The sequence below is a fragment of the Bradyrhizobium sp. UFLA05-125 genome (genome assembly GCF_059803515.1).
Genome location: NZ_JBANBJ010000007.1, coordinates 38782 through 65438 on the forward strand (window position 1 = coordinate 38782; position 26657 = coordinate 65438).

Consider the following 26657-nt stretch of genomic DNA (forward strand, 5'->3'; position numbering starts at 1 on the left):
TTATCTAACCCGGCTGCGCATTTCGCTTGCATCGGAGTGGAGTATGAAGGGCATTGGCCAAGCTGGCAACTCGCACGGTGAGGCTACTAGAGCCGACAGCACATGGGTATCGAGCAGTTCGCGCTCGGAGTCGGGTCTTCCCCCTGGGGAAGCTAGACATTTTTTCGATTCCGTCGTCGAGCGGATGCGCTCTGGGCCTCAAGATACAACGACGCGAAGCTCGGGAATGGCAGTCCCCATTTCGTCGTCAGCCGAGGATATCAAGGCGGCAAAGCGAGAAATGGAAAGGCTGCTTCAGGAGCTCGACATTTGCCGTACTGCGGCCATGCAACTGCAGAACTCGTCAGAGATGCAAGAGCAGCTCGATAAGCTTGTCAAAGCAAGCTCAAACGTTCTGGAGTACCGCGCGAGCCTGCCTTCGCATGTGGCGCGCAGGACTGTGTCCGACGATCAGGCTCGCGGAATCCGCGACGAGGCGCTCCGTGCGGCGGACCGATGCAACGAGCTGGCCACCCCGACAATCTACCTCTTGGAGCAGAAGAGGGTGAGTGCGGCAACCGTGCTCGACCGGTTGCGCAAATCCGATGCTCCATCCGACCAGCTGAGCCGAGCGGTTTCCAGTGTAGCAAAGCACTATGCGGCCTGTATGGAGTGGTGGGGAAAGAAGGCATTGCGCTCGGAATGGATGCAGTCCGTCTGCGCCGCCACTGCCAATTTCCCGAGTTCAACGGCCGAGATGCGGCAGGCTGAAGAGGCCGCACTCCGCCTGCAAACGGGTTGGGCACTCAATACGAAGTGCATGCATCTGCAGCAGCGGATCGCTCTCGCGCAGGTCATGATTGAGCCGCTGGCGAGCACGCTCGAACCAACCACGAAAAAAATCCTCATGGATGAGAACGGGCGGGCGCGTCTGTTGGGGACCTTCGTCCAAGACGTTTTCCCGGCGTTCATCTCGACGAACGATGCTGTCTTACAGAGCAAAGGACGCGCACTCGACGCAGAGCACTGTGCCGTTCTGGAAGGAGTCATGGAGCGGCTTTCTGAATTTGGGGCCGCGTGGCACGACATCGTTGCCAACGTAAGCGATCTCGGAAAAGATGCCGACCTCCCATTGGAACTTTCGGGCCAGATCGTCGAAGGCGCGTGGGTAACTGCGCATGAGGTCATGCGCCTCCTGGCCTTGCAGCCGAATACGCCGGCCACCGCACCATTGGCCGACGCTGGAGCTGCGATACGGGCCAACATTACCCAGAAGGCTGTAGCGGCCGAAGGCGCACCAGCGCGCCGAAAGGGGAAAAGCAAGCGCACGTCGGCCGGCGGCGCCAAAAGCTCGGCTCACGGGAGCGCGCAACCGCAGGCCGCTACAGCCGACGAGGCAACCGCGCCACCAGCTAAGGTTGTCGTGCTCACGGATTTAGGTACGAAGAAGCTCGTGAGGGCGGAAGAAGCGCATGCGCGGGCATCATCGTCGCTGACGGCACAGTTGGGGATCTGGCAGGCCTCGCCTTCGATCGAAGAATTGCCGCAACTCCTCAACCGGTTGGATGAACTTTTGCAATTCGATCTGGCTGGTCAGCAACGGGCAGCCTCGGGAGCGCGCCAGATGAAACCAGAGGATGCCGACCACGTCGTGGACACAGTCGTCGAGCGCCTGCGGATGCAGGTCGCCGAGATGCAGGCCTGTGTGGGCGCGTTGCAGGAGCCCGGTCGACTGCGCTTACTCACGCCTGCACAACTGCCCCAAGTACACAGCAAGATAGTCGGACTCAGAGAGGTGTCGTCCCAAGCCCAGGGGATTGCCGATTCTTTGGAAAAGCGAAAGGCCACCACCAGGATTGATTGCATGAAGACCTACGCCTTCCCCTCGCAGAAATACCTTGAACAGTTGCGGACGGCCGAGGAGTTGGCATCCCCGGATCTACCGCGCGCGCTAAAGGGCGAGCCTGGGGCGCTGTTTGAGATCAAGCTGCAACCCAAGGCGCTGCGCAATGGTACAATGCCGAATCCCATGTGGGTGCACATCCATACGAAGCGGCCGGTACATGGGTGGCAGTTAGCGACGCTGGACGACGCTGACTTCGCCGCTTGCCACGTCAAGTCCAATTCACAACGCGGCTTCAATCGGCAGTGGCAGAACGCCCGGGCCGCCACGGGTCACGAGAACGTCGTGGTCCACCGCGGCAAGCTCACACCTGCATTCTGCAAGTCCTTGTTGCCCACTGTGCTTAGCGGCACTGCTCAGTATCGGCTTGCCGAGCCGGAACACCGATCGACCTGGGACGATTCACACGGGATTTAGTATGGGGATCTCCCGCGGTCAGTCCTATGCACCACGAAGCTTGATGCCGGTTTTACGCGCTCGATATCATTTGGCTGGCCTCACAGCGCTCTTCTAATTCGGGCATCATCTTCGGGGGACCGGCTCGTGACGCCGAGCGCGTTCGACTGAGGAATGAAATCTATTCCGCGAGTTCGGGGCGTCGCCGTTGCCGCAAACGCCGCTAAAAGGCTCCAGCGCTCAGGTCGATTCCAAAGGCTACTGCGAGAAGCGAAGCAAATGATCCAGTTCCGCAGAACAAAGAACAATCGTGGGTGAATCGAGACCGGTACCGGGCTTGGTGACATCAGAAACGACTTTCGTGTAAAGAGATATCTCTCGTTCGGAGTTTCAGATGCCATGGACAGGCTGCACTTTTGGAGCGCTTCCATTAATGAGCGAGAAATCTGATTCGTTCTGCAATCCGCGATGACGAGCGCTCTCGAAATAATGCCTCGGCGAGTCGGTTGAGAGCCGACGGAGTCCCTCCACCAGCATCTCAACCGGAACTTTGCGAAGGTTTCCGCGCGTACTCCTCGAGTTGCTCCAGACTAGTCGAAATGGACGCTGGTCAGCTCACCGGCCCAACTTCCATGGCAGCGGCAATGCGCCAGCTCGGCAACGGTCACCGATGTCGTTCAGGGCCTTGGGCCGAAGAGATGAGCTTGGGCAAATGGCCGAAGCTTGCATCTTCAGAAGTTGAAGGCTCCGCACGACCTGGCCTCGACAGCGGATCAGAGCCGGCAGCTCTTGGTCGAAGTCTCCTCCTCGTCGGAGGATGCGTCCGCTAATGTTCAGCGTGTCGCGGCCGCGACCGACGAAATGGTGGCCACGATCACCAACATCGGCCGACCGTTGGGGAAGTGGCCAATCTGGCCGGCGAAGCCGTCCGCTAGGCCACTCAGCGACAAGTGCATACCGAGTGTGACGGCAGGGCGGGCGCGAATCGGAAACGTTGTGCAGCTGATTGACGCGATCGCGCGCCAAACCAATTTGCTCGCACTGAACGCGGCGATTTGAAGCCGCGGGTGCTGGCAATGGGTTTGCAGTCGTGGCCGAATAACTCAAATCTCTTGCTGCACAAACCGCCTACGCGAACCTTGAGATCAGCGAACACATCAGCGGCATTCAGGCAGCGGCGTCTTAGTCGGTGGCTGCCCTTGCCGAAATCGGCGACATCATAGGTGGAATCTCGAACTCCGCCAAAACTGTGGTCGACGCCCGTCAAGGAGCGGGAGGCAACAAGGCAGCGCGGCGATTGTCTCGTCAAAAATCTTTCCTAAGAGCGAGAGGTTTTCTGGATCGTAGACACCTATGCGTTGCTGCACGCTCGCGTCCTTGCTTACCAACGCGCAATAGCGCGCACCTGACCAAGGCGTTTGGCTCCGGTAGGACTAAAACAAGACAGACTTGCGGCGTACACCAATAACACGGCAGCACTGCTCGAGTGAGGCAGTCGTGCAACAGAGCGTTTTTTGCCTTCCCTCAGACCTAGCGGCTAACCCCAAATCGAGTTCGCGCTCGACATGAGTGGAGGTGCTGTGTTCGATAACCTGAATAGCACGCTTCAAAGAAGCTTATTGCAGGTTCCTGAGGTGCGACTCAACATTAACAAGAGCGCACGGCCGCTGCACCATTGTGTTCACAAGCACTCGGAACTCTAAACGAGAGAACACCCAAAAATGGTAGGTGCAAAGCGGCGAGCTCATCGCCTACAACCTTCTGGGCGGAAGAGTTGCACTTGCACAAGGAATGCTTCCGAGACTTTCCGAGCCCGGTGACCGATCCCGGCGAGTGTTTCGCGAACGTGAGCTTCGAAAATGACGATCTCCGAAAGAAGCCAGAAAGGGGAAATGTTGCTAATAACGAAACCATTCTCTGATCGTCTCCTAAGAGTCTCTTTCTGAACATAGTTGTTCCTCGAGCCGCTCGAACGGCTAGAGCTTGTATGACGATAGAGCGTGACGAGGCGCTTCGATTGCGTTAGGAGGGCTACTTATTTGACTGGTCTCACGCACCGCAAGCCATGTGGGACGCCTCATCCAATAATATGCGCCTCATCCAAATGCTTGCCGGATCTGCATTCTGAAGTGTAGGCCACTGAACGGCCTCGGTGAAAGCTGGTAACGGCAATGGGGGCGGCAAAACCCGCAAGGGTGCCGTCTCTGCGACGAGCTTCGCTAACCTTGACGGCAGCATCGCTATTCGTTCAGTCCCCGATAGCATAGCCGGGATCATGCTAGTGCCCTGAACAATGACCTCAATGCGCCTCTTGAACCCATGCTCGTGCAGGCACCATTCATCGATGGAGGGCTTGTGTGTCGGTCCGAAATTGGCCGCAACATGTCCCATTGACGCGAATCTCTCGTACGTAAGTTGGCCTGATAGCTGTTTATTCATGCGGCAGCCCACACACACCAGAGTTTCTTCGAACAGTTGCGCTTTTGGATGCGCGCTGGACAGAAACAATTCCGGTAGAATCAGGAAGTCGACTTCGCCGCGCCTGAGAAGCTCATCGGGTTCGTCGGCGCGTGAGAGCAATTCAAAACGCACGCCGGGTGCTTCTCGCGCGACCCGGTCGACGATGTTACGGAAGAAGACGACCGCCATGAAGTCGGAAAGGATAATCTTGAAGCGGCGGGTCGACTCCACTGGGTTGAACACGGTCCGGGAGATAATGGAGACCCGAATGTGTACCAGAGCCTCCCGAATTGGAGCGGCGAGCTCTTCAGCTCGCGGAGTTGGGACAAGTTCGCGCCCCCTCATCGTGAATAGTTCATCACAAAAATAGACCCGCAGCCGGGCGACTGCGGCGCTCATGGCCGGCTGCGTTAAGTTGATGCTGCGCGCTGCTGCGGTGAGATTGCGCTCTGTCATCAGAGCGTCGAGCGCGACCAGAAGATTTAGATCAAGACCCTTAAAACGCACGTCTCTTGCTCCGTTTTATCGCGGTGCGTCGCACGTTTGAGCAACTCAATTGCCTGCCATTTGCGATTGCAGTCTCATGGCCGAGAGCGCCCAAAGCGTAGGACAGAGGTTGGTTCCTGGCGGACCACTGTCGCCGCATGCGCCAGCTCGCCGACAGCGGCAGTCAGACCGGCCCGATTCGCAGCAGCGCGCGACCACACGACAGGCTGCTTCTTAGTCTTGAGTGCGCTCTTAACGGTCCGATTGCTCGATTCATGATCACTCATGAACGTCGGCGCTGATCCGCTAGGAATAGTGTGCCGGCAGCCCCTCGAAGTTGTCTTCGTCTGCGCCATTGTAGCTTTGATGATCGCGAATGCCGGGCTTTCCTACAACCTGACGCAGCGTACGATTCAAGCGATTTTGTTCGAGTGGCCCGACTTTATCCTACTCTCTGTCGGCATCTCGATCCTCTGCGGTTGCGCAAAAGACCAAGCTACCTGGGTTGCAGACTGTCAGTGGTGTGCGCCTCGCTGTCCCCGATCACGATCCGCTGGAAATTGCGATCACAATCCCCTGGAATTGGTGATCACCATCGTCTGGAACGCGCACGCCCCGTGACAATTTACAACGAGGCGCCGGCCTTTGCGTCCTATTGCTATGAAATCCAGCATGCTTCATTCGCCGACTACGCTCAGCGTGGTCAGTACATCGGCGAAGCTATGTCGGCACTATTGCAGGCCGGCCCCACTAACCTCTCATTGTCACTATGCAAAGCCCTCGCGCGGTCTCGATTGCCGCAGCGCCGAGGATTTCGAGTTGGACGAGATGTCCACACGAGAGGAGCCATTGCAACGAGCTTGAATCGGTCGTGGCGTCAAGTTGTACATATAAAATATGGCTACCCGCAAAGGCATAGGCAAATGAAGGAGCTCTTTTCTGCGATTGTAGTGCTTTTCATTTTCGGTCTGCTCGAGGTGAAGCGCTGTGCGCTCGCGGACACAATCCGGCGCTACGATTGCACTATCGACGGGACTGATCGGGAGCCAATCGGCGATCGGATCGAGCATGTCGTCGTCAGCCTTCAATATACCTGCCGCGTCGAGGATGGGCCGTTGAAGGACGCCGGTATTACAGCATTATCGGTCAGCGAGTGGGATAGCGAGAAAGGGAGGTATTTGGCTTCCCTCGACGTTCACCGAGCGCTCGAAGGATTTGCAGTTGGACAGCTCTTGGAGGGGAGCGGCTCCTCTGTCATGCAGGACAAGAGAGCCGCGGGCATCGCGGCTTCAGGTAAGACAGTGTTTAAGTTCGCATCCGGCTCATTGGCGGCTCTTTTAGGGAAGACCGTCAAATTCACGACCAAGCCCGTCGGTTCCCGTCGATTCGAGTTGGAGTTCACAGATTGGCCTGACGCTGCTCGACCGAAGTGACGCCGCGCCGCGGCGGCTCCCATCACGCCATTTCCGAAGAACCGGCTGCGACGTGAATGGGCATTACGCCTTGCTCGACGATGATAGCCAATCGCGAGCAGGTGTTTGATGTTCCGTCAATCCAAAACAACTTGTTGGTGAAGGCCAAAGGGATGAACAGATAGTTTGTCACAACACATCCGCTCCCTCAAGCACTTGAGAGCAACTCATACGATGGTCGATGATCGAGGTGCAACAGCACTTTCCATAACGCCGGGCTCTGAAGCCACTCTCGCGAGCTTCTCGTCCCTGTCGCGGAGCGCGATCCAGTCAATTGGACTGACGATACAAGTACGATTTATTCTTACCCTGCATAATCGGCGGCCGCTCGGAGCGAATTTCGCGTTAGCGCCTTGCGATCAGTGCGCGTTTGCCAGGCTCGCTTGCAGAGGCCTCGACGAATGCTCCGCGGTTCTTGTTCACACGTAAGAGTTCGTGAGATCCGAGTGTGCGCCTGCCGAGCTGGCAATCACGGCCCTATGGGAGGCCATCGTTTTTCCGTTGGATAAATTCACCGTGGCAGAACCCTCAAGCTCTAGGATATGACCTCCTTTCTCTAGCGTGGGATGTCGGCCTCGCAGTTATAATTCGGTCCGGAAATTCGCATTTTCGTGCAAGCCTTGGCGAGGCAGGCATCGACCACATGTGGGTCTATACGGCACTGCCTGTCGAAATGAAGGAATAGGCAGATCCGATATCGCGGCCATGCGGGATTTCGTATCGCAGCTACCGACGCGGTAACAAGCGATCGGTCCTCACAGGCTCGATTTTCAGCAACATTAACGCTCAAAATCCCCCCGCTTGTGCGATGAGCGCGACAACCACGACGACCAGCGCAAACATCGGTACGACGCTCGCGCCCTGAGCATATCCCTTCATGGGGTTCTTTCAGAATCCCGAAAGGCTGTACGCTCTTCACTCGACATGATCTTGAGTTCGGAGTCGGAGGGCACGCGCACGGAGCCGGTGTTGCCGGGATTGAGCCCTGTGATGCAGTTGGCGCTGTGCTCCACGCACGCGGCCGTTTCAGTCCAGTTTCTGTTGGTGAAGTGAACGTTCATGTTGGTGACGCGCGCCGTGTAGATGAGCCCTAACGCGACAGCTGCGATCGGCAATGTCACAAGGTCGCGCCCGGTCTTCTGCTCGATTGCAATAAAGGCAAGAACGAATAGAACTATTGGAGGATAGAAGTATCTCGCGCCGAACAGGAATTGATTGGCGTGAAGTGAGGCGTCGACCTGCAAACAACCGGCGATCAGTGCGAGCCCGCCGTAGCCGACCAAATAGATGATGGCCCGCTGTGTTCTATTGACCCAGAGATACCAAGTGGCGAGCACGAATGTCGGCAGTGATATCGCCAACGCAGTCCAAAAGCCGGGATAGTGTGGACCTGTAAGCCAACTATAGAAAATGCTGCTGGCCGCGAAGGCGCGCTCGACCACAGTCCCATCGGCCGGATTCGCTGCGGATCGGCTGATAATACCGTGGAGTTGAACGGCGACGCAGAGCGCGGTGATTGCGCAAAGCCAGAGCGTGTAGCGGGTGCGCTCGCTGAAGGTCTTCCAGAGCACGAAGGGCGCGGCAAGGATGACCATCGGAGAGGACATGCCGATCAAGGCGAAATAGCCGAGCAGAACCACCGTTCGTCCATTGGACGCAGGACTTTCGTTCAAGGCCAGCCCCGCAACCGGTGCCATGATCCATTGGGTGTAGGGCATCCCGAATAGGGTTTCCGAGCCGGTCGGTGGGTAGACCAATGCCAGGGCGGCAAGCACTTTTCCCCAGCCAGTGAAGATCGGCGAGGCATAGATCACCGCTGCGGTCGCGAAGATCGTTCCCACGAAAAACGTCGCATATAACTCTGCGGCATATCGAGCTGGGAAAAAGCCGCTGACGAAAGCGATAATCCGGCAGCAGATCTGGAGATAGCCAGCATACGGCCGTACCAGCGCGGCCGCGCCGAACAGGCGGTCCTCGTTGAAATAGATGAACAGGTCCTCGCTGAACATCTGCGGGTCGGTCAGGAGTAGCGGGTTGCGGTAGAACACGGCAAAGAGAACGCCGAGTATTACGACCCCAGGCGCGATATAGGTCTCGCGCCTAGTGTCAATCGCTGTAGTTGACAAATTAGCCTCCCTCAACGGAGGCGAGAAACTAACCTGTCCGAGCTAGTGCTTTGCGGCGGAATGCTCGGCTTTTAGGACGAAAAGCTGCGCCAGAATAAGTGGCCCACCAATAGTCCCGGCTATTTCGTCCCAGATGTGTGGACTGATGCGCAAGCCGCCCCCTTTCGGGTGGCGTCTGGCTGTCTGGGCAAAGGTCATGCTTAACGGGAGCTTTCTCCCCATCTGCCCAACCCTGGCATGCCGTCGACATCAGTCTCAGCGGGTGCGGCCGGGCATGTCGCTGTCAAAGCGGCCTCGGGAAATTCAGGCGAAATATCGATTCCGGGGATCGGGAATGCGGCCAGCCTACCGTGGGTCGGGCTGTTGATATGCGGGGGTAGGCTAGACGCTGGACATTAGTGATCCTTTTTTGCCCCCGCGTGTGACGCGATATGACAGTTGGGCCGAATTGGGGGCATGACGTGAAGCGGCTAACGACTTGGAGCAAGCTGAGGCTACTGCGCCCGGCTCGCCGCTTTCTGAAAGCGCGGCTACAGCATAATGATTGGCACCGGCTCAAATTACGTGGAGTCTCTTTTGCCCCACAAACTGAAGGCAACGTCCGCTTATCTGCGTGTCAAACGTCACCCGGAACTGCCCCTCATATTGCCTCAGATGACAATGTTACCGAAGTGCCCCCTGCCGTCGCCCGAATTGGACGCCGCGAGTCCGAGCAAGCCGCTCGCGAAGCGCGCCCTCCAAAGCGCCGTAGCGAGCGAGCGGCTTGCGGTGATTCGGCGAAGCAACCCGTGGGATTAGACACCGAGGCACGAAGGTTGGACCGATAGTATGGTTTCTGTGCTGCTGATGAGCTGTCGACCGGCCTTTGATCGCCAATTCTTCACCAACCGCCGCACCGTACGCCGCTGATGGCCACTGAACTGACCGGGCGCATGCGCTTCCAGCCGGGAGAGAAGATCGACCGCGAACAAGTGCGGGGCCGCGGCGAGCCATTCCTCGATCATGGGAATGTAAGGATCGAGCATCGATGGCCGACGTGGCACAGGTTTGCGCCGCACATAGCGGCGCCGATGAATGCCCCGCTGCTCACCTTGTTTCCAATCATCGCCGAGCTCTCAGACAAAGGCGGCCAAGTCGCTTTGCACCGGCACGACGGTCATCGCTGGCTTTCCAGCCCGCTGATCAACGCGCTTGCCCAGCTCATTTTGAGCGTCCCGCATCTGTGCCAGCAATGCCATGCTCATAAAGCTGCGGCCACGCCCGCATCGAAGTCCGAAATCCGGGAGTTCATACGTCCGGTGATGGCTGCGGCGACTGACCGTGCCGCTTCGCTTATGAAATAGCGCGCACCGATTTCAGATCGAGCATAGTCAACAATCTGCTCAAGCACCTTGCGATCAGGTGGATTCTTCAGACGGAAGTGAAACGCCTTTTCATCGTTTTCAAATAACTCACGCTGCAAATTACGTGCCTGCACTCCGCTAGAAGTCGAGTCGATAAAGGACCATGCTGCACGCAGATCATTGCGTGAGATACTACACCACCGTCGTGACCCGAATGGTCTTGCTGATCTTTCCAGGGCGCGCTGTAAAGAGAATGCCCCCTGGCTTTACGGCGTCGATCTTGATGCGTTTCATCACCCCTCCAATGACGAACCATCCCCTTCAAGGGACGTGCCACCGCTGGAAAGAGTGGGCTTTCCTGTATCTGAACCAGATGCGCCGTCAGCCACTTGCGGCTCTGCTTTGACCGAATGAGTCCGTGTATAGTTGCTCAATCGTAGAGACTTCGTCCTGAGTGAGCTCGGCGAATTCGTTCTCTCGTGCCCGCTTCGACAACCTTCCATCATTCTGTCGCAGAAAGCCGAACAGGTTATTGAGCGTTCGCTCCGGCATGTCGATCATGCTCTCGATGCCTGCACGAAAAGCGTCGAAGTTACGGAGAAAGCTCGTCTCGTTCGGCAGGTCCTGCTCAATCGTCTGGCGCACGCATTCGTACAAAAACTCAGCGTGCGGCGTTGCATCGAAAAACCCATAAAAGTCGGCTGTATCGTTGAGGACCTTTACATTGCCCTTCTGCGTAGCGTCCCATTGGACGCAGGGAAGCAGTCGTGCGGAATAGCTCTCCAGCACGCCCTTGTATTCGGTGATCCTGTCCAGGATTGCCGACGATACCGGAAAATGTAGTCCAGCAGGATTAAACCCTCGACGCGCGAGAACGTGATGCATCAGGTAACGGTGGATGCGTCCGTTGCCATCCTCGAACGGATGGATGTAGACGAACCCGAATGCCAGTACCGCTGCGGCTACGATGGGATCAAGATCGTTCTCGGCGCTATGATCGAAGGCAATCAAACCCGCCATGAGCGAGGGAATGTCTTCATGGCGGGCGTCAATATGGTCGGGAATGGGCCGCTGCGTGTCTCGGTCGTACTCACCGACAAAGCCGCCTTTTTGGCGGAAGCCCATCTTCACAAAGCGCTCATCGCCGATGACGATGGTCTGCAAGCGCAGAAATTCCTGCTCATCGAGCGGCGCACGGCCCGCTTCGCCGATGGCACGGCCCCACCGCTGAATACGATCCTGTGGCGGCCTTTCTCCTTCGATCACGTAGCTGGACTTCGAATCCTTCAACAAAAGAAACGCAACCGTCCGCGCGAGCAGGTCCTTCGGAACTGCGCTGACGACCGCGCGCGCGCGCTCCTTCCAGTCCTGCGCAATAAACTCATTCAGCGCAGCAGACTTGAACACGAGCGGACAGAATTCCGGCGTACCGGGAAGGTTGTTACGGACACGATGCCGGGCAGAATTCTCGCCGGTCCCTGCGAACTGGAGTTCGGTATCGACCGCGTCCACATATGAGACTTTGTCGGCGGGCGGCAGCTTCAGCTCACGGCCAAGCAGCCACTCGTACAGGAACCAGATGCGGCGGGTGTAGAGGCCGGTAGGCTTTTGCCGTACGAGCTCCGCGATCTCTCCTTCCTTCACGGCGAGGAAAAGCCGCTTCAGAACGGCCAAGTCCAACCCCTCGTTTTTGAGGGCAAAAGTCAGATGCCCCTCAAGGGATGCCTCTGGGGCGTGTCGCGGCGTGTAGATGCGCCAGCCGCCCTGCTCGATGATACGGTGCTTGATGCCAATCCCCGAGAGGGTCCTAGGGACGGGAACGGGCAGCTTGTAAGCGTCGATCAGGGCAGCGTAACCCGCTGGGACCGCCGTTTCAGGCAGCCGCCGGTCATGAAAAACGCTCACCGCCCCTGAAAATCGCACGCTCACTTGATGGTTTCCTGAAAAATGATCTCTGACCTCGAATTTCCTTCGCGGAAGCCCCCATCGGTCGAATTTCTATCATATCCCATGAAAAACAATTTCTCCATGCAGATTTCGTGAAAAACGTTCAATTGGTCCGGGCCAATAGGGCCACTCCGGCCAAGCGTATGGATCCCGCCAATGACCGGGCATCGCGTTGTCGGCGCTGGACGAAAAAGCGCCTCGCCGCTCAGCCAGGATTGATCTTGGGGTTCCAGAGCAGCGGCATGGACACCTTATAATCGAGCCCTACATTCGCCGCCTTAGGTCGCAACATGCTACGGCTTTTTCAGGAAACCCTAATTATACGTAGAAAATATATCACTTAATTTGGGTTTCCCATGAAGCATAGCGACCTCAGCCATACCATCCGGGAAACCTTGAAACGGTTGCCGCCGCCGTACGATACCCATTACGGAATCATTCCACCGGCACCCCCGGAGGAGGGCGTATCGGTAGCCGCTCCGGCGAAATCCTTGGATGCCGCCCAAGTGGCCTTCGGTAAGGTCGATGCCATCTCCGCCCCGATGAAAGATCCCTACGTCGTCAGCCGAGTGCTTACCAGGCGTGAGGCGGTTAATCGAAGGTACCCAGAGCACTCTCGACGAACTGCTGTCAGTCGAGGAGACGAGGGACGACGGGGCCAGGGATGAAGCGCGTCAAGTACTCAACTACGCCGTGGCACTCGACGGATTCATTCCGCTGGCGGCAAAGGACGGGTACGGCGTGTTCACGATGGATCTGATCAGCGATCTCCACCGCGCCGTGATGAAGGACAATCGGGATTATAAGGACGTTCCGGGCGACCTTCGCACGCGCGTCGTATGGATCGGTGGAAATAAGGACATCGCGTATTCGAGTCTGAATCCTCCGCCTCCTGAAGAGGTCCCCGGCTGCCTCGCTCAAACCGTCGACTTTCTGCGGAACGAGGGAATGCAGCAGATGACACAAGGATTCGTCACGCGAATGGCGATAGCGCATACTCATTTCGAAGCGGTCCATCCCTTCCGCGACGGCAATGGCCGTGTCGGTCGTCTCCTCCTTCCGCTCATGATGGCGGCCGAGAAGCATGTGCCGTTGTACATGTCGCCATATATCGAGAGCAAAAAGGGGTATACGCCTCGCTCAAGGATGCCCAACAACGTTTGGACTGGCAGCCGATCATCACTTTCATGGCCGACGTCGTTACCGGCACGGTTGAAGAACTCACTCGGACCCGTGAGGCGTTGTCCGAATTATCCGGTGTCTGGCGGGAGCGCCGCAAATTCCGCAAGGCGTCGGCGGCCGCGCGCGCTCTCGACGAACTTCACAACTATCCGATCGTGACCGCCAAGCGGCTTGGCGAACTGCTGGACATCAGTCCGCCGCAAGTCCATCAGGCGATCGCGCAATTGGAGGAAGCGGGTATTCTGAAAGAGCGTACCGGTTACTCGCGCAACCGCGTTTATGCCGCCACCGAAGCGCTCAGTATCATCAATCGTCCGTTCGGCGAAGAGCCTCTACTTCCCAATCAATTGGATCTAGAAGAAGAGCCAGTCGGACCCAGGGGGCCGTGACCCGCGCGAGAGTCGATCGCTGCGGAATGCGCGCTCCGGCGCGTCGCATCCTAGACCAAAAGGCGCTGGCGGCATTCAGGAGAACCGCGCGACGATACTGCAGGCGTTCTTCGGCCGTCCGTTTGCCGTCCGCGTCGAAGTCAGGATCGTCCGCGGGCTCGTACCAAAGCATGATCAGCGCGAAGCCGTTGGACTGCAGGTAGACTTGTTTACTCATTGTCGGCGGCTAGGCGAGCCCAATGGCAGGCAGACCTCTTCATGGAAGGCGGCGCGCGCAGTGATGAGGCCATGCTGGAGACCGTCGTTCCTCTGAAGGGCCGCAAAGGGGAAGCAAGCGTTTGAGGCGGACCGCAAAGGAGGAGCCTAATTCTCGAAAGTCAAGCATGGTCGGGCACGACCGATGACGGAAACGCGGAGATTGCTAACATCGCAGCGCGCTATCGAGCGGCCCGAGCAGCTTCATACACTACGCGCGCGCCCACGACGGTCAAGATCGGCGATGAACCGCTCTGCGCGTACGCTGTCGCGTCGCGATAGCGTCACTATCCGCCGGATGCGTTGCGAGGTCGGCAACGACCTTGCGAGGATATTGGCCAAAGAGCCCGCCAGATTCGATGGAGACGTTTTCTCGCGTTTTTGCGACCAGTGACTGCAGGCGTTCGAACTCACCGTACCAAGTCGTTTCAATGTCCCCATCTCGGACCGGATCGTGCCTCTCTGTGGAATTTCCGATGCGGACGGCTACCTACATGTTGTCCGCTTGGGATCCGCCCGAAAGCTCGGACCCCATATCTCGGACTGGCGGGCTTTCGGAGAACAACCCGACCGCCCGTGACCTATGCTGTCATCAGCCTTCCGAGACCTGATAACCGAGACTGGCGAGACCTTCCAAAACGGCTGGCCGCCGCTCTACCGCAGCGATGGCGCGGACTTCAGCCTCGATGAGGAAGTCAGCGCCTGGAGACCGGCATCGCTGCGCCTCATCCGAGTTGTGACGCCAGCGGAAGCGGCGCGCTCCGCCATTTGTTGTCTGGCGTCCGATGCGAAAATACTGTGCTACGCCTAGCTCGGGAAACCCCCATAAGTGCGCAGGCCGAACGCGAGCTTTCACCGTAGCTGTTCGCTTGGGCGCGTTCCGATCTTGCGGCGCTGCCGATGACCGATGGCACCTGACGACCGTCCGGGCCGCAAGCCGCCGAAGGCGCTTGAATCGGCCGCTGCGTCAAGTTGTACGCATCAAACGGAGGATATCCCACGAAGGCATAGGCAGATGAAGACGTCCTTTCTCGCGATCGTGCTATGTTCCGCTTTGAGTTTGCTTGAGCTCGGCGGGGGAGCGCTTGCGGACACGATCCGGCGCTACGATTGCTCGATAGACGGGGTTGATAGAGAGCCAATAGGTGATCGAGATGATCACGTCATTGTCAGCCTTCAATATACCTGCCACGTGGCCGACGGGACATTGCGAGATGCGGGCATTACGGCGATTTCGGTCAGCGAGTTGAACGGTGAGAAAGGGACATCTTTAGCGTCTCTCGATATTCACCGTACGAGCGACGGATTTGCAGTTGGACAGCTCCTGGAGGGGATCGCCTTCCTTGTCATGCGGGACGAGAGATCTCTTGGCATAGCCGCGTCCGGTAAGATGGTCTTTAAATTCGCATCCGGCTCATTGGCGGCTCTGTCGGGAAAGACCGTCAATTTCACGACCAAGCCGGCCGGATTTGGTCGATTCGAGATGGAGTTCGCAGATTGGCCTGAAGCCGCTGGTCCGAAATGAATAGGCGTCGCGCTGGCCGGTTGGCTTTCGGGGTAGGTCAAACCAGTGTGGTCTGGCCGGAAATCGCAGCTCGAACGCCTCTTATGATGCTGGTCATGTTGCTAAGTTGACTGTGAGAATCTGCTCAACGCCTCTGCCGACGCGGACTGTCCAAGGCCCAGGCTCGCAGCGACGTCTAGACCTTATAGCGGGGACCAAATCGAGACGCGCGCTCATTGCGTCCGGATGGCCAGGAGCCCTGGCGCCTCGATCGAGAGGCTGGAAGCTCGCGCGCGGGCAGACGGCCGCCGGCGAGCGTGCACCGTTCCATCAACTTGCCGATCCCACGATCGTCCCCGCGCCAAAAGCGTGGCGGCGATAACGCGGATGAATGCGTGACCGCACTGCATGCCAACTTTTGCGGCGAGTGCGGCGCCGACAAGAACACCGGCCAATATCACGGGAGCGGCACCGTGATTTCGCCGCTCACTAGACTTGGATGATCGTCGATGTCGCGCTGAGCGAGCCGTGTTGAACAGTGCCGGGCACGCTGATGCGCCCCAAGGTCGGCCGGCCCGGCCGCAGCTCGAGGTCCCGAGCTCTTGATCTTAATACGCAGTCCCGCCAGCCAGTCCGTAAGTTCACAGATGCAAGCTGCGGGTGTGGCGCAGGGGCGATCGCCAGATCCATAGCACGGAGGCCGCGCTCAGCACGCTGCTGGTCAGTAGCGCAGTCCGCAGGCCAGATCCGGCACCGACCGCACCGCCAAGCACCGCGCCGAGTGGCGCAAGCCCCCACACCAGGCTCCGGATGCTCGCATTGACGCGGCCCAGCAGCCGAGGCGGGGACAGCGCGTATCGAACGGAGACCTGGTGCACGTTGTAGATCTCTCGACCAAACGACAGCACGAACTGGGACAGCGCCACGCAAATGACGGCCGCCGACCGTGGCTGCGTGATCAGCGCTGCCAGAGTCATGCCTGCGCCGCTGAGCGCCAAGGTGACCATCAATACCGGGCCGAGGCCGATCACGCGGGCGGCCCACCCTGAGGTGACCGCGCCCCCAATACCACCCAGTGCTCCGACGCTGAGGACCAAACCTGTGGTCCAACCGTCCAAACCAAGCTGTTGGGTCAGGTAAAGCAGAAAAACCGCCGAGTAAGCGTTGGAGCAGAAGATGAAGCTGCCGGTCGCAAATGTAACCGCTCGCAGAAAAGGATTGCCAAACACGGCCGTCAGACCTTCTGCGATCTGACAGATGACCGGGCCCGAGCCAGATGTCGGCAGCTCGGCCGTGCGTGCCGGCACTAGCAACAGCAAGACAGTGGCCAGCACGAAGGAGGCCGAGTCGGCGAGAATCGCGGTTGGCGCGGAGAACGCGCTGACCAGCCAGCCTGCCAGGAACGGACCGACGGTCACCACGCAAGACCTACTGAGTTGCCAGGAACTCTGCGCTCTAACGAATAGAGCCCGATCCACGACCGTTGGCACGTACGCCAGATAGGCGACGTCGCCGATCACTGCAGCCGTCCCGACAAGGGTGGTTGCCATACACAGTTGGCCCATTCCCAGTTGGCCAAGGCTGGCGAGCAGCGGAATCGTTGCGAGCGTTGCTGCCATCACTAAATTGGCGGTCAACAGGATGCATCGGTGCGGGAGGCGGTCCACGATCACCCCGGCGAACAGGCCAATAATGAGGTACGGCGCCCGGCCGCAGGCGAGCAGCAGCCCGGTCTGCGCCGGGCCCGCTCCCAGCAGAGTGATCGCCGTCAGCGGTAGCGCCAGCAGCGTCACTTCGGATCCCAATTCAGAGACCGTGCGTCCGACGAGCAGCCCCCAGTAGCCGCCCGATAGCCTGCGAGATGGGCTGGAGATCTCGATGGGATTCATGCGTCGACGGCTGGGCTCGAGGCCGACAAATAACCCAACCGGGCTAATTCACCGCCGGCGATGCGCTCGAACTCCTCGATCTCCGCGCGTGTGAGATCCTGGGTGTAGCGACCAAGACGGCTGGCATGCAGCGGCTTGCCTGCGGGCTTGGCCGCTGGGTGGCCGTACGGCCGTTCGAACAGCGCGTGCTCATGTTCGGCATGCCGCAGAACCGCTTCGTCCCAGGGCAGGTGCAGGTGATTTAGGATCTGCATCAGGCAGACACGGGGGCAAGTCACCAGATCCTCATAGCGCACCTCGAGATAGCGCTCAGGCGGTGCGACCAAATGAGGCCGAGATACCAATTCTAGCCATCCCCGCGCGGCTTCGGGTATGGACTGGTAACCCCAGTCTGGCACGGTTTTTACATGCGAGGCGGCAAGGTCCCGACCATCCCGTACGATGTGCACGAAATGCGCATCCGGCCATAGCTGGGCGAAGACGTCGATTTGGGTGATCTTGCGTTGCAGCTTCAGTCCCCAGCGCCGCGCGCCCTTTCGTGCCTTACGGAGCTCCCCGATCTCGTTAATCAGCCTGCACCTGTCGGCGAATGAAACGATGTCGCCGGCTGTCTCATCCATCACCATGGTGACGAGCTTGCGTACGTCATCGAAGTGGAGGCCAAACCGCTGGCATTGCACCACGAAGTGCGCGCCGTCATACCAGAACGGGTCGATCACACGTTTGATCGTGCCGGTGACCCCGGGATCGTGAGCTGCGAGCAGGTCGGTCGCTCCCAGAATGTGCGAGCCGAGGTTCGGAGGTTCTAGGAAGTCGATCTCTGGCCCCACCACCAAATCGGCATGCGAGTCCAGCATGACGCTCAGCAAGGTGATGCCGGACCGGTTATCGCCACCGAGCAGCACTGGCGAGGTGGAGAACGGGTCGGCCTCGGGCATGGCAGTGTTCCCTGTTCGACGGTTGGTGCTCATGCGCGGCTCGGCGCGGAAAACCAACGCCGGATCGAATCTGCAGTGGCAATGAAGTGATCACCGGCGAACCGCACGGCAGCGGCAGTCGGATCCGGATCGTCGGACGTAGCCTCTACCTGAGTCAGTACCGCCGGCAGGGCGTGTGCGGCGGCTTCAATGGCGGCCCGCACGTCGGCATCGGAGAGCGCCGCGGAAGGCATAAAACGGCCGCCGTACTGCATGAGAAAGCCGCGCGACGACATTTCCTGAAAGAAGGCATGACCCAGGTCGGCATTGGCAAACACCACGTCAAACATCGTGGGCCATGCGAACGCGCGCGCCTGAACCTTTTGACGGACGAAGACCTCGTTGAGGCCGCTCATGAGTTGCTCGCCAACCCGGCGCATCCGCGCGAGCGCGGTGCCATCGGCAAGCGCTTCGAGGGTGCTGAGCGCTGCCGCGAAGGGGCTGATCTCGCCCTGACAGGTGTTGCCCATGTAGGTCTTTTCGGCGGCGTCGAGCACGTCTGCCCGACCTGCCACCGCCGACAGTGCCATGCCGTTGGCCAGTCCCTTGCTAAGTGTGATCAGGTCGGGCGCAAGGTCGATCGCGGTGTGATAGCCGCCGAGGCCGTAGCGGAATCCCGTCATCACCTCGTCCAGGATCAGCAGGGCGCCGTACCGGTGCACGAGATTCTGCAATTCCCGGTGATATTCGGGCGGGAAGAAGTTGACCTCGGGGGTGATGATCACAGCAGCGACAAGCTGCCCTTTGGTCAGTCTCTTGAGCAGGTCGAGGTCGTAGTGGAAGTCGATACTGTCGAGGTCCCGGTCAGGTAGTCCCATCCCGGGACGGTCCTGTAAGTGCCAGTCGTGCCAGCCGTGATATCCGCTGGTAAGCACCAGATTAAGAGCGGTATGCGCGCGAGCAAGGCGGACTGCAGCGGTCGTGGCGCAGGAGCCAGTGCGGAAAAATATCGAGCGTTGCGCGAGGGGGAATATCTCCGCCAACCGCTCGGCGACCTCGATCCGATGCACCGACAACGGTCCGGGCAGAATGCCGCCGGTGCGGCGCATTTCGGCAGTCACGTGAGCGACGACCGGTTCATATCCGGCTCCAAGCGGCGCAGCCCCGCCACAGGAGGTGAGATCCACATATTGTCTTCCGTCGACATCCCAGACATGCGCACCGCAAGCACGGCTCATCACGACCGGAAAACGCCGATTGAGATCCCATTTTTCCGACGCCGTGATCCGCAAGGCGCGGCGTAGGGCGGATTTGTGCCTATCCGTCGCGACCAACGTGCCACTGGGTGTGCTGGTGAACATCAGCGATTCTCCGGTCGCGGCCGATCAGGTCAGCTGCGTGAGGGTTCTCCGAGCAATCCCAGCGCGTTCGCCTGAATGGTGAAGGTTGGATTGACGCCCCCGGGATACGGGAAGAACCGGCCGTCAGTGCCGTAAACATTGTCGATATCGTGCACGCGGCCCCAGCGGTCGACCGCGGAGGCCTTCGGATCAATCCCCGCTCGACAGCCGTGCGGCGGCAGAACGGCTGAATCGCTGGGTGGCTCGAGTGGATCTGCGCCGGCCGGCCGGGCCATCCCCATCCGAAGTTCGAGCTCCTCGCAGTCAGGGCATAGGTCGGCGCCATCGATGAGCCAGATCGGGTCAAGCGCGTCGCCCGCGACATGCGCTTCCGCGTCGAAATCAACGGTGCGATATCGGAAAGCGATCTCGGCGTACAATGTCATTCCACGGCCGGGCGCCGACACGGTCCATGGCTGTCCGAACGGCGTCAATGTGCCGGCCGGAGAGTGCACCAGGACCGCGTCATCCCCGCCATTTTGGACAGTTGCCAGTGAGGCGCCGATGGGAAGCATGTGGCCCGCTTCGAGGACGAGCACACCGAATCCGTTCCGAGCGATCTCGTGGGCAACGATCGAGCCACCGGCACCGCTGCCGACTACGCATACGTCAACGGCGTTGGACGTCATTGTCCCACCTGTGGCAAGGGACATCGGCCATGCGTCATGGCGACGTGCCCACACAAAGACTTAAGTCAAGACGGCTAGCGAGAACTGTCAGCGACAGCTTTGAACTTGCGCACGCGTCAGACCGTCGCGACCTACTTTGAACTCGTACAATATGACGCTCCGTGCGATTCAAGTGCCTTGAGCGCGCGGGGCGGGTGAATACGTTCAAGATCGGCTGAAGCAAAAAAGTATGAAGATATGACCGTTATGCTCAAGGCGTCTGACGGCCGCGTGGCGATGGAGCAGTGGCAGCGGGTAGCTCAAGCATATCCATCCCGAGAGACCGCCTTGTTGTTGTGCGCACGCCACGATTATACGGTTGGGTCTTGTGAACCATAGACCAGCAGCTATGCCACCAGCAGCTATGCCAAAAGGCACCTGCTGCAGGGTGGCCGCCGAAAATACCTTTCGTTCCATACGCCGGCTTTTGAGTTCGAAGCGCGATTTGCATTGGCCTTGCTGCAAGAAAGGTCGTCATAGGATGCCTCGACTGCCCTCCCGGCATCGAGGACATGATCGAGCTTGCCGCCGCATCGAGCCTTCTGTGCGGCCGCCATGATTCGATCTAAGTCTCGTCAGCTTCTTGAAGGATTGAGCTCCTAACATGAGAAGCGGGGGAGTCCGGAGCTAGCCGTTCTGATTGCTCAATCGAAGGTGTGGAATGGACCCGTTTAACGTCATGAAGGCTTCAAGTACGGCTTCTTCTGGCATGTCGCGCGCAAGGCCAGAACGGCTGCAAGTAAACCAAGCCGCCTTTGAGCCGCGCCTGAGGAAAGCCGTACAGGGGCGGCCAAGGCAAGCCGATGCGGAGCTCTCCCCTCATATTGCTTCTGCCCTGCACGCGGCCGAGATAGGCACAGCGTCTCAGCAGCCAGATGAGAAACTGATCGTTGTTTCCAACCGTGTTTCGACTTTCGACCCTAACAAACCCAAGACGGGCGGTCTTGCCGCAGCCCTTGAACCCGTCGTTGAACGTTCTGGCGCTGTTTGGATTGGGGTTTCGCCGACCCTAAGCGAGGGCAGCGAGCAGGTAACTGCCTTCGAACAGCACGGCAAGGGTCAAGTTGCAAAGATAGAGGTGCCGGCCAACGACTATGCCGGATTCTATTATGGATTTTCAAATTCTACTCTGTGGCCGGCATTTCATTCGCTGACCGAGCGGATGTCCCCCGCTTCGGAGGAAAGTTATAAGAGCTATCGCGACGTCAACTGCGCCGTGGCGCGCGCGCTGTCGCGCCTTGAAAGTCGAGGCGCGATCTGGGTGCATGATTATCATTTCCTTCCCCTCGGCAGCGAGCTGCGCGAGCTCAATATTGAGCAGCCGATCGGCTTTTTCCTGCACACGCCATGGCCGAAGCCTGATGTGATAGAAGAGGTGCCCCATCATGACGAACTGATGGAATCGATGCTGGCGTACGATCTTGTCGGCTTTCAAACCAGCTGGGATCTCGATAATTTCCTTTCTTGCCTCCAATCGCATCTCGCCCTGGAGAGCAGGAGCGATGTTGTGATCTCGGCCCGCGGCTTGACCCGGTGCCAAGTGTTTCCGATTGGTATCGATCCGAAGCAGTTCGCAGACTATGTTGTGGAATCGCTGACCAAGCATCGAGAGAGGATTTCGTCGGTGCAGTCAAAACTCGCTGGCACGAGGCTAGCAATTGGCGTCGACCGCCTCGACTATACGAAGGGTATCGACAACCGGATCAAAGCTTTCGATCAGCTACAGACAGACAAGCCGCACAGCATCTCGCTGTTGCAGATCGCGACCCCTTCGCGCAGCGATATTCCAGCATACAGTGAATATCAGGGCGATATCGACCGCCTCGTCGACGACGTCAATCGTAAGCATGGAACGAACGACGGCTGGAAGCCGATTCTCTATGAGAAGGATCACGTCTCGCAGGTGGAGCTCGCGGGCCTTTACCGCACCGCGGAGGTTGGTGTGGTGACGCCGTTGCGTGACGGCATGAACCTGGTGGCGAAAGAATACGTTGCTGCGCAAGATCCGGACGATCCAGGTGTGCTGGTATTATCGAAGTTCGCAGGCGCGGCAGAAGACCTCAACGAAGATGAGGCGCTGCATGTAGATCCAACCTCTCCTGAGAACATTGCGGCCGCGATTTCAACAGCCATGGAGATGCCACGCGAGGAGCGCATCGAACGCTGGCGAGCGATGAGCGACAAACTCGAGGCGTATACGATCCACGGCTGGTCGAAGGACTTTCTTCGCGAGCTCGGCCACAGTCGGGTGAGAGTGCCAGCTGATCAGTTTCGATATCTCGGGTTCGGTTGGATCAACGATGCCCAAATGCCCATCTACGCGACGGCTGATGAGTTGAATGTCGCGGTGAATCATGTGCAGGATATGCGTTGGGTCTTGTCTTCGAGAATGCGCGCAGACCAGAGGGGAGGCGGGCCCATCTGATCAACCAAGGTCCGGTTCATTAAGGCGCGATGAGATTGGGGTGAATCATCATCGCGCCTTAGGTTATTTGAGCGTGATCTCCGCCCAAACGCGTTCCGCATTTTGTCGCGAAGCAAACCCGCTTCACCTTTTCCGGATCATGCTCTAGGACAATCCACATTCAGGAATGTCTGCATTGAGTCCAGAATCAATGGCTTCCGGATTATTGTTCGGGCTGCGTGGATGGGTGTGAAACGCTGTGCACTGTCGGATCGCGCCGTTGCCGCCTGACAAGGTGGGCGATCCCGACTGCAGCGGCGCCGACAAGCCGCTGTCTGTGAACCGCGTGTTCTCCGGGCGCCGCATCAGGTGTAAACGCCCCACCGGTACTGAGCTTGCTAGACCTGCGGGTCTTGCAGATCAGCCGGGCAGAGTAGAACTAAACCATTATTGAACTAAACAATGCATGCCCAGCTTCGTGTTGGACTGGGCAGGCGTCGACTTCTTACAAATCAGGCGGCCGATGCTATTGGTTGGGCGAATTCGCAGGTTCGGCAAAGCAGAAAGCCGTCCATTCCATGCATACGATCGACAACTTCGCAGAAAGTCGGTCCTTTGAAGAGATCTTGATATTCATCTCGAAGAAGATTGCCCAAGATGTGGCGTCGTTCAAAATCCATGCAGCAGAGCGTAACGTCGCCGTTTGGGAGAAGAAGATTACGATGCTCTCGTTCGTCGGCACATGTCAGTGCTCCGACGATCGGCTGTCGTGCCTCAACGATCTTTGGATCGACACTTCCACCCCTACTGCTCAGCGGTCGCGAGCGAACCAACGATTCCTCGGGGATTATCTCGACAAGGTCGGGATGGACTTCACCCATGACGACGAAAAGCATGGATGAAATGTCTGCGTCGACCAATTGACGTATCAAATCGACAAATTTGCGCCTGACGAGGCGGCTGTTCATGTGCGCGCCGTCATCGAAGACGTGCACCAGGAAAATCCGGAATTGCAGCGCCTGCAAGCGTCGTAGATTCCGCTCGTTCATTCCTACGAGTGTCGTGGAAATCCGAATGCCATGGCCAGCTTCGTAAGCATGCTCAACCATTTCGGTGCAAGCCGGGTTGAGCCAGGGCTCCGAGTACCCGGAAAAGCTGATATCGACAGCTGCTGGTACGTGCGCCAGGCATCTCTTGAAATCTTCGAGACGAAGATGCTTTGCATGAGACACGACTCTTTGCCGTTCGGCGAACTTGGCCTGCGGACAATAGGAGCATCCGACGACGCAGCCCGTGGTCGTCGTTATCTCCAAAACCCGGCCGCCAAGGGGGATTGCAGCGCGCAGGTCCTGTAAATTCGTCGGGTATGAATCAACCATTTGCGGTGTGTTCTTCCAAATGTTTGGAACATCGAGCGTCCCGACGCGGCCGACTTGCGTCCTTCATGAGGGCTTGCTCATGCGTGTTCTCGGACGATGGGCGATAAAGGCGACACAGCTGGGGCCAAAACGCAGCTGGATCGAGGTTATTCCACGTTCTAGGGCTTCCCTCCACTGCATCCAGTTGAAATGCCGGTAAGGGGTGCGGATGTGCGGGAGTTAAGCGCGCCAAGCCCGGGACCTAATCATCGTCGGTGTTTCGGTAAGTTCGGTAACCGCCGGCGCAAGATCTACTCCCCAGTACGCCGACATTGGTCATTGTTCTACCTCTTGCGATAGACGTTGGCCATGCCATTGGCAGCTGCGTACCAATGGGCAGTCAAATACGATCCCGAGGATTGTCACAACCGGCGTCGGCCGTTCATACGTTCGAGATCGTACAATATGACGTTACGTACGATTCAAGCTCTCTCGAAAAGGCGCGGAATGGAAAGAGAGCGCTCGATCCATTAAACCTGACTGCTTCGCCGTGGGAATGCGCTCGATAGCCATGAAAGGACCCTGGAGTGCCTGATGCGTCATCTGGACTAAAGCTCAAACCGGTGGTGCAGAACGAGACGAACCTTGTGGTGTAAAGATTTCATGCAAAAACTTATCATCGTGGCGCAATTGCGAGAGCTCGCTCGCGTCAAAGGCGCTTCGCTAAGTTGCTCGCCGACGAAACGGCGGATGATGCGCTTCGAATCGGCACGACAAAAGCGGACCCATACAACGCTCGCTAGGCAAGCCTTGATTCTGTTGAGAATTGTTCGATGCAAGAAAGTCGAGGCGTCTGCACTTTGAAGCATAGTTCGCCCGCAAATGACGTTTTCTGCAAGCATCCATTGCGCACGCGCTTGTCGCGGGCCGTTGGTCATTGTTAGTAGTGAAAAAGCATGGCTTCAAAGAGGAAACGGAAGCCGGGATCACAATGAAGCTCAAGCGCGGGACGTTCTCCGCGACGTTCTTCCTTGCGTGCCTTGCAGCAATGGAGCTTGAGGCTAAGCGCCCAAAGGTACGCCTTGGATGCGTGCGCGCCAAAGTTTCCTTTCCTGCCGTCGTCTGCATAAAATGCGTCGCCACAGAGCGCGGCCAAAAAGCCATCAAGAATTTTCGACGGGCGGCACTTAAGCGAGCTAGGGGTACGGACGCGGAAGTGTCCGCGCGGCATCTGGCGGCTTGCCAAGTTTAGGGAAAACGACGCTGAAACCTTTTGTGGCGTTTGCGCGATAATAGCATCGATGACCAATCGTTTGAACCAAACGAGCAGGCAAAGCAGCCGGCGTGCTGCAAGGTGGGCGTCATCGAGTAAGCGCAAAGCGTCGTTGGATTTCGTATCCGATAGTCACTACGATCGCGGGCAGTTCGCTGCACGATGCAGCCCGGATACGATCGATGTCCGCCGCGACAAAGGCCCAAGCACTCAGCATCAACGATTTGGATGATCGCAACCGGCCGTTCGCCGAGTGAAGGCGCCGGTCCGCGAGTTCACTGCCGCGTTTCCCGCTCAGCCAGCGCCGCATCAGGTGGTGCTCATCAGGAATGCCGCGGAGCTGACCGCCATCACCGAGCAGATGAACGCCAGCCTCTTGGCTGGGGCGCCGTCTCATCGAACGACCTGGTTCGAATGCAGAACGCTATGCAGCTGGCGATCGCCGCTCTGAACCTTCCCGCCACACCATCACAGACCGAGGACTTCGACGCCGTGATGCAGCGGCTCGCGACGCCTCAGCAAGGCGCTGGGGAAGCCGATGCCTCCACCAGCGCTGAGGTGGCGGGCGATCGTGACGAACGCACACCCGATGGCACTACCAGCATTTCGCACGAGGGCAAGGAGCTCGTCGTCGGCAAAGACGGACTAGTTGAAGTGGAGGATCGCATCGCCGCGGTGCTTCGCTCTCACGTCGTCATGGATGATGCCTGATGCGCAAGACCGCGATCGATCGCTTGTTCGGCACCAATGCGCCCGACCGAAACTTTGCCGCCGTCACGCCGAGCGACAGCCAGGACTTGGTCCAGGTCACGTCCAGCCTGATCGTGACGATCGGCTCCGGCCGCACCGGCATCGCGGTCCTCAGCGCCAATGAGCTGCGCGACAGTGCGCCGGTCTCCATCCCGCGCCGTCGGCACCTACAAACTCGACCTTCAGGTCCGCCGCGTCATGGCGACAGGCACAGCTCTTGGCACAGGCGGCGTCGTCGCGCCTTGGAGCTGATTTCATAACCGCGAAAGGAACACATTATGTCGACCACCTACTTGTGCCGCCTCTTCGGTGGCCGCAAGGGTTTGCGGCGGAGTTGCCGGCGATCGAGCGCGACCTTCAGGTGGCTGGGCCGAAGATCGTCGAGCGCTACTGTCAAAGGTTGCAGAAAAAAAATCGAGGTCTGCGATCGGGAAGCAATACGAAGAATGGGCGCCTCTCGCGGCAGCGACCATCGAGGATGAGCAGCGCCACGGCTTCAAGACACCGGCACCGCTACTACGCACGGGTGAGCTGCGCGACAGTATCGAGTACACCG

Annotated in this window: 19 protein-coding genes and 2 pseudogenes; 10 read left to right on the top strand and 11 right to left on the bottom strand. The window is 58.6% G+C overall.

Annotated features, from left to right (window positions below):
- The first annotated feature begins 43 nt into the window (after nt 1–43).
- Nucleotides 44–2299, top strand: a complete 2256-nt coding sequence (locus tag SO156_RS10025) for a T3SS effector XopP-like protein (RefSeq protein ID WP_498534657.1) — start codon at nt 44–46, stop codon at nt 2297–2299.
- A 2028-nt stretch (nt 2300–4327) separates the two neighbouring features.
- On the opposite strand, the gene SO156_RS10030 is transcribed toward SO156_RS10025, so the two are convergent.
- Entirely contained in the window at nt 4328–5245 is a 918-nt protein-coding gene (locus SO156_RS10030; RefSeq protein ID WP_498534658.1) for a LysR family transcriptional regulator, read from the bottom strand.
- Nucleotides 5246–6147: 902 nt separating this feature from the next.
- Between SO156_RS10030 and SO156_RS10035 the strand changes: the two genes are divergently transcribed.
- Nucleotides 6148–6657, top strand: a complete 510-nt coding sequence (locus SO156_RS10035; RefSeq protein ID WP_498534659.1) for a hypothetical protein — start codon at nt 6148–6150, stop codon at nt 6655–6657.
- A gap of 914 nt (nt 6658–7571) precedes the next feature.
- Here SO156_RS10035 and SO156_RS10040 read toward each other — a convergent pair.
- On the bottom strand, nt 7572–8822 hold the full coding sequence (locus SO156_RS10040) for a hypothetical protein (protein ID WP_498534660.1): 1251 nt from the start codon (nt 8820–8822) through the stop codon (nt 7572–7574).
- A 794-nt stretch (nt 8823–9616) separates the two neighbouring features.
- Nucleotides 9617–9826 carry a hypothetical protein gene (locus SO156_RS10045; protein WP_498534661.1) on the bottom strand — a complete coding sequence of 70 codons (210 nt, stop codon included), beginning with the start codon at nt 9824–9826 and terminating at the stop codon, nt 9617–9619.
- Here SO156_RS10045 and SO156_RS10050 point away from each other — a divergent pair.
- Complete coding sequence (locus tag SO156_RS10050) at nt 9731–10165, top strand: hypothetical protein (RefSeq protein ID WP_498534772.1); 435 nt, start codon at nt 9731–9733, stop codon at nt 10163–10165. The two genes, SO156_RS10045 and SO156_RS10050, sit on opposite strands and share 96 nt — an antisense overlap.
- Here SO156_RS10050 and SO156_RS10055 read toward each other — a convergent pair.
- Both SO156_RS10055 and SO156_RS10060 read right to left on the bottom strand, forming a co-directional pair.
- Nucleotides 10063–10299: a hypothetical protein gene (locus tag SO156_RS10055; RefSeq protein WP_498534662.1), complete on the bottom strand. Its 237-nt coding sequence runs from the start codon at nt 10297–10299 to the stop codon at nt 10063–10065. The genes SO156_RS10050 and SO156_RS10055 overlap by 103 nt on opposite strands.
- 247 nt (nt 10300–10546) lie before the next feature.
- Nucleotides 10547–12094 (bottom strand): Fic family protein, encoded by a 1548-nt coding sequence (locus SO156_RS10060; protein WP_498534663.1) that lies wholly within the window; start codon nt 12092–12094, stop codon nt 10547–10549.
- Nucleotides 12095–12895: 801 nt separating this feature from the next.
- On the opposite strand from SO156_RS10060, the pseudogene SO156_RS10065 reads away from it, so the two are divergent.
- The 3 genes and pseudogenes from SO156_RS10065 to SO156_RS10075 form a co-directional block, all read left to right on the top strand.
- Nucleotides 12896–13120, top strand: a pseudogene (locus SO156_RS10065) (Fic family protein); the annotation flags it as partial.
- A gap of 152 nt (nt 13121–13272) precedes the next feature.
- Nucleotides 13273–13683, top strand: coding sequence for a winged helix-turn-helix transcriptional regulator (locus SO156_RS10070; RefSeq protein ID WP_498534773.1), 411 nt, complete (start codon nt 13273–13275; stop codon nt 13681–13683).
- Between the two features lie 1270 nt (nt 13684–14953).
- A complete protein-coding gene (locus SO156_RS10075; protein ID WP_498534664.1) occupies nt 14954–15463 on the top strand; it encodes a hypothetical protein in 510 nt (169 codons plus the stop codon).
- A gap of 620 nt (nt 15464–16083) precedes the next feature.
- Here SO156_RS10075 and SO156_RS10080 read toward each other — a convergent pair.
- From SO156_RS10080 to SO156_RS10100, 5 genes and pseudogenes are all read right to left on the bottom strand, one after another.
- Nucleotides 16084–17331: an MFS transporter gene (locus SO156_RS10080; protein ID WP_498534665.1), complete on the bottom strand. Its 1248-nt coding sequence runs from the start codon at nt 17329–17331 to the stop codon at nt 16084–16086.
- Entirely contained in the window at nt 17328–18269 is a 942-nt protein-coding gene (locus SO156_RS10085) for a sulfotransferase family protein (protein WP_498534666.1), read from the bottom strand. Before SO156_RS10085 ends, SO156_RS10080 begins: the two co-directional genes overlap by 4 nt.
- Nucleotides 18270–18298: 29 nt before the next feature.
- Complete coding sequence (locus SO156_RS10090; protein WP_498534667.1) at nt 18299–19609, bottom strand: aminotransferase class III-fold pyridoxal phosphate-dependent enzyme; 1311 nt, start codon at nt 19607–19609, stop codon at nt 18299–18301.
- A 29-nt stretch (nt 19610–19638) separates the two neighbouring features.
- A complete protein-coding gene (locus SO156_RS10095) occupies nt 19639–20028 on the bottom strand; it encodes a GMC oxidoreductase (protein ID WP_498534764.1) in 390 nt (129 codons plus the stop codon).
- A gap of 51 nt (nt 20029–20079) precedes the next feature.
- A pseudogene (locus SO156_RS10100) lies at nt 20080–20301 on the bottom strand (NAD(P)-binding protein); the annotation flags it as partial.
- A gap of 676 nt (nt 20302–20977) precedes the next feature.
- On the opposite strand from SO156_RS10100, the gene SO156_RS10105 reads away from it, so the two are divergent.
- On the top strand, nt 20978–22741 hold the full coding sequence (locus SO156_RS10105) for an alpha,alpha-trehalose-phosphate synthase (UDP-forming) (protein WP_498534668.1): 1764 nt from the start codon (nt 20978–20980) through the stop codon (nt 22739–22741).
- A 491-nt stretch (nt 22742–23232) separates the two neighbouring features.
- Here the strand turns inward: SO156_RS10105 and SO156_RS10110 are convergent, their stop codons facing one another.
- Nucleotides 23233–24099: a radical SAM/SPASM domain-containing protein gene (locus SO156_RS10110; protein ID WP_498534669.1), complete on the bottom strand. Its 867-nt coding sequence runs from the start codon at nt 24097–24099 to the stop codon at nt 23233–23235.
- Between the two features lie 970 nt (nt 24100–25069).
- Between SO156_RS10110 and SO156_RS10115 the strand changes: the two genes are divergently transcribed.
- The 3 genes from SO156_RS10115 to SO156_RS10125 all read left to right on the top strand — a co-directional run bounded on the left by SO156_RS10115 (nt 25070) and on the right by SO156_RS10125 (nt 26361).
- The gene (locus tag SO156_RS10115; protein ID WP_498534765.1) at nt 25070–25330 is read left to right on the top strand and encodes a DUF6471 domain-containing protein; all 261 of its coding nucleotides are present in this window, start codon (nt 25070–25072) and stop codon (nt 25328–25330) included.
- A 447-nt stretch (nt 25331–25777) separates the two neighbouring features.
- Nucleotides 25778–26062 carry a hypothetical protein gene (locus tag SO156_RS10120; protein ID WP_498534670.1) on the top strand — a complete coding sequence of 95 codons (285 nt, stop codon included), beginning with the start codon at nt 25778–25780 and terminating at the stop codon, nt 26060–26062.
- Nucleotides 26062–26361: a hypothetical protein gene (locus tag SO156_RS10125; protein ID WP_498534671.1), complete on the top strand. Its 300-nt coding sequence runs from the start codon at nt 26062–26064 to the stop codon at nt 26359–26361. The genes SO156_RS10120 and SO156_RS10125 overlap by 1 nt, the downstream gene beginning before the upstream one ends.
- Nucleotides 26362–26657: the final 296 nt, after the last annotated feature.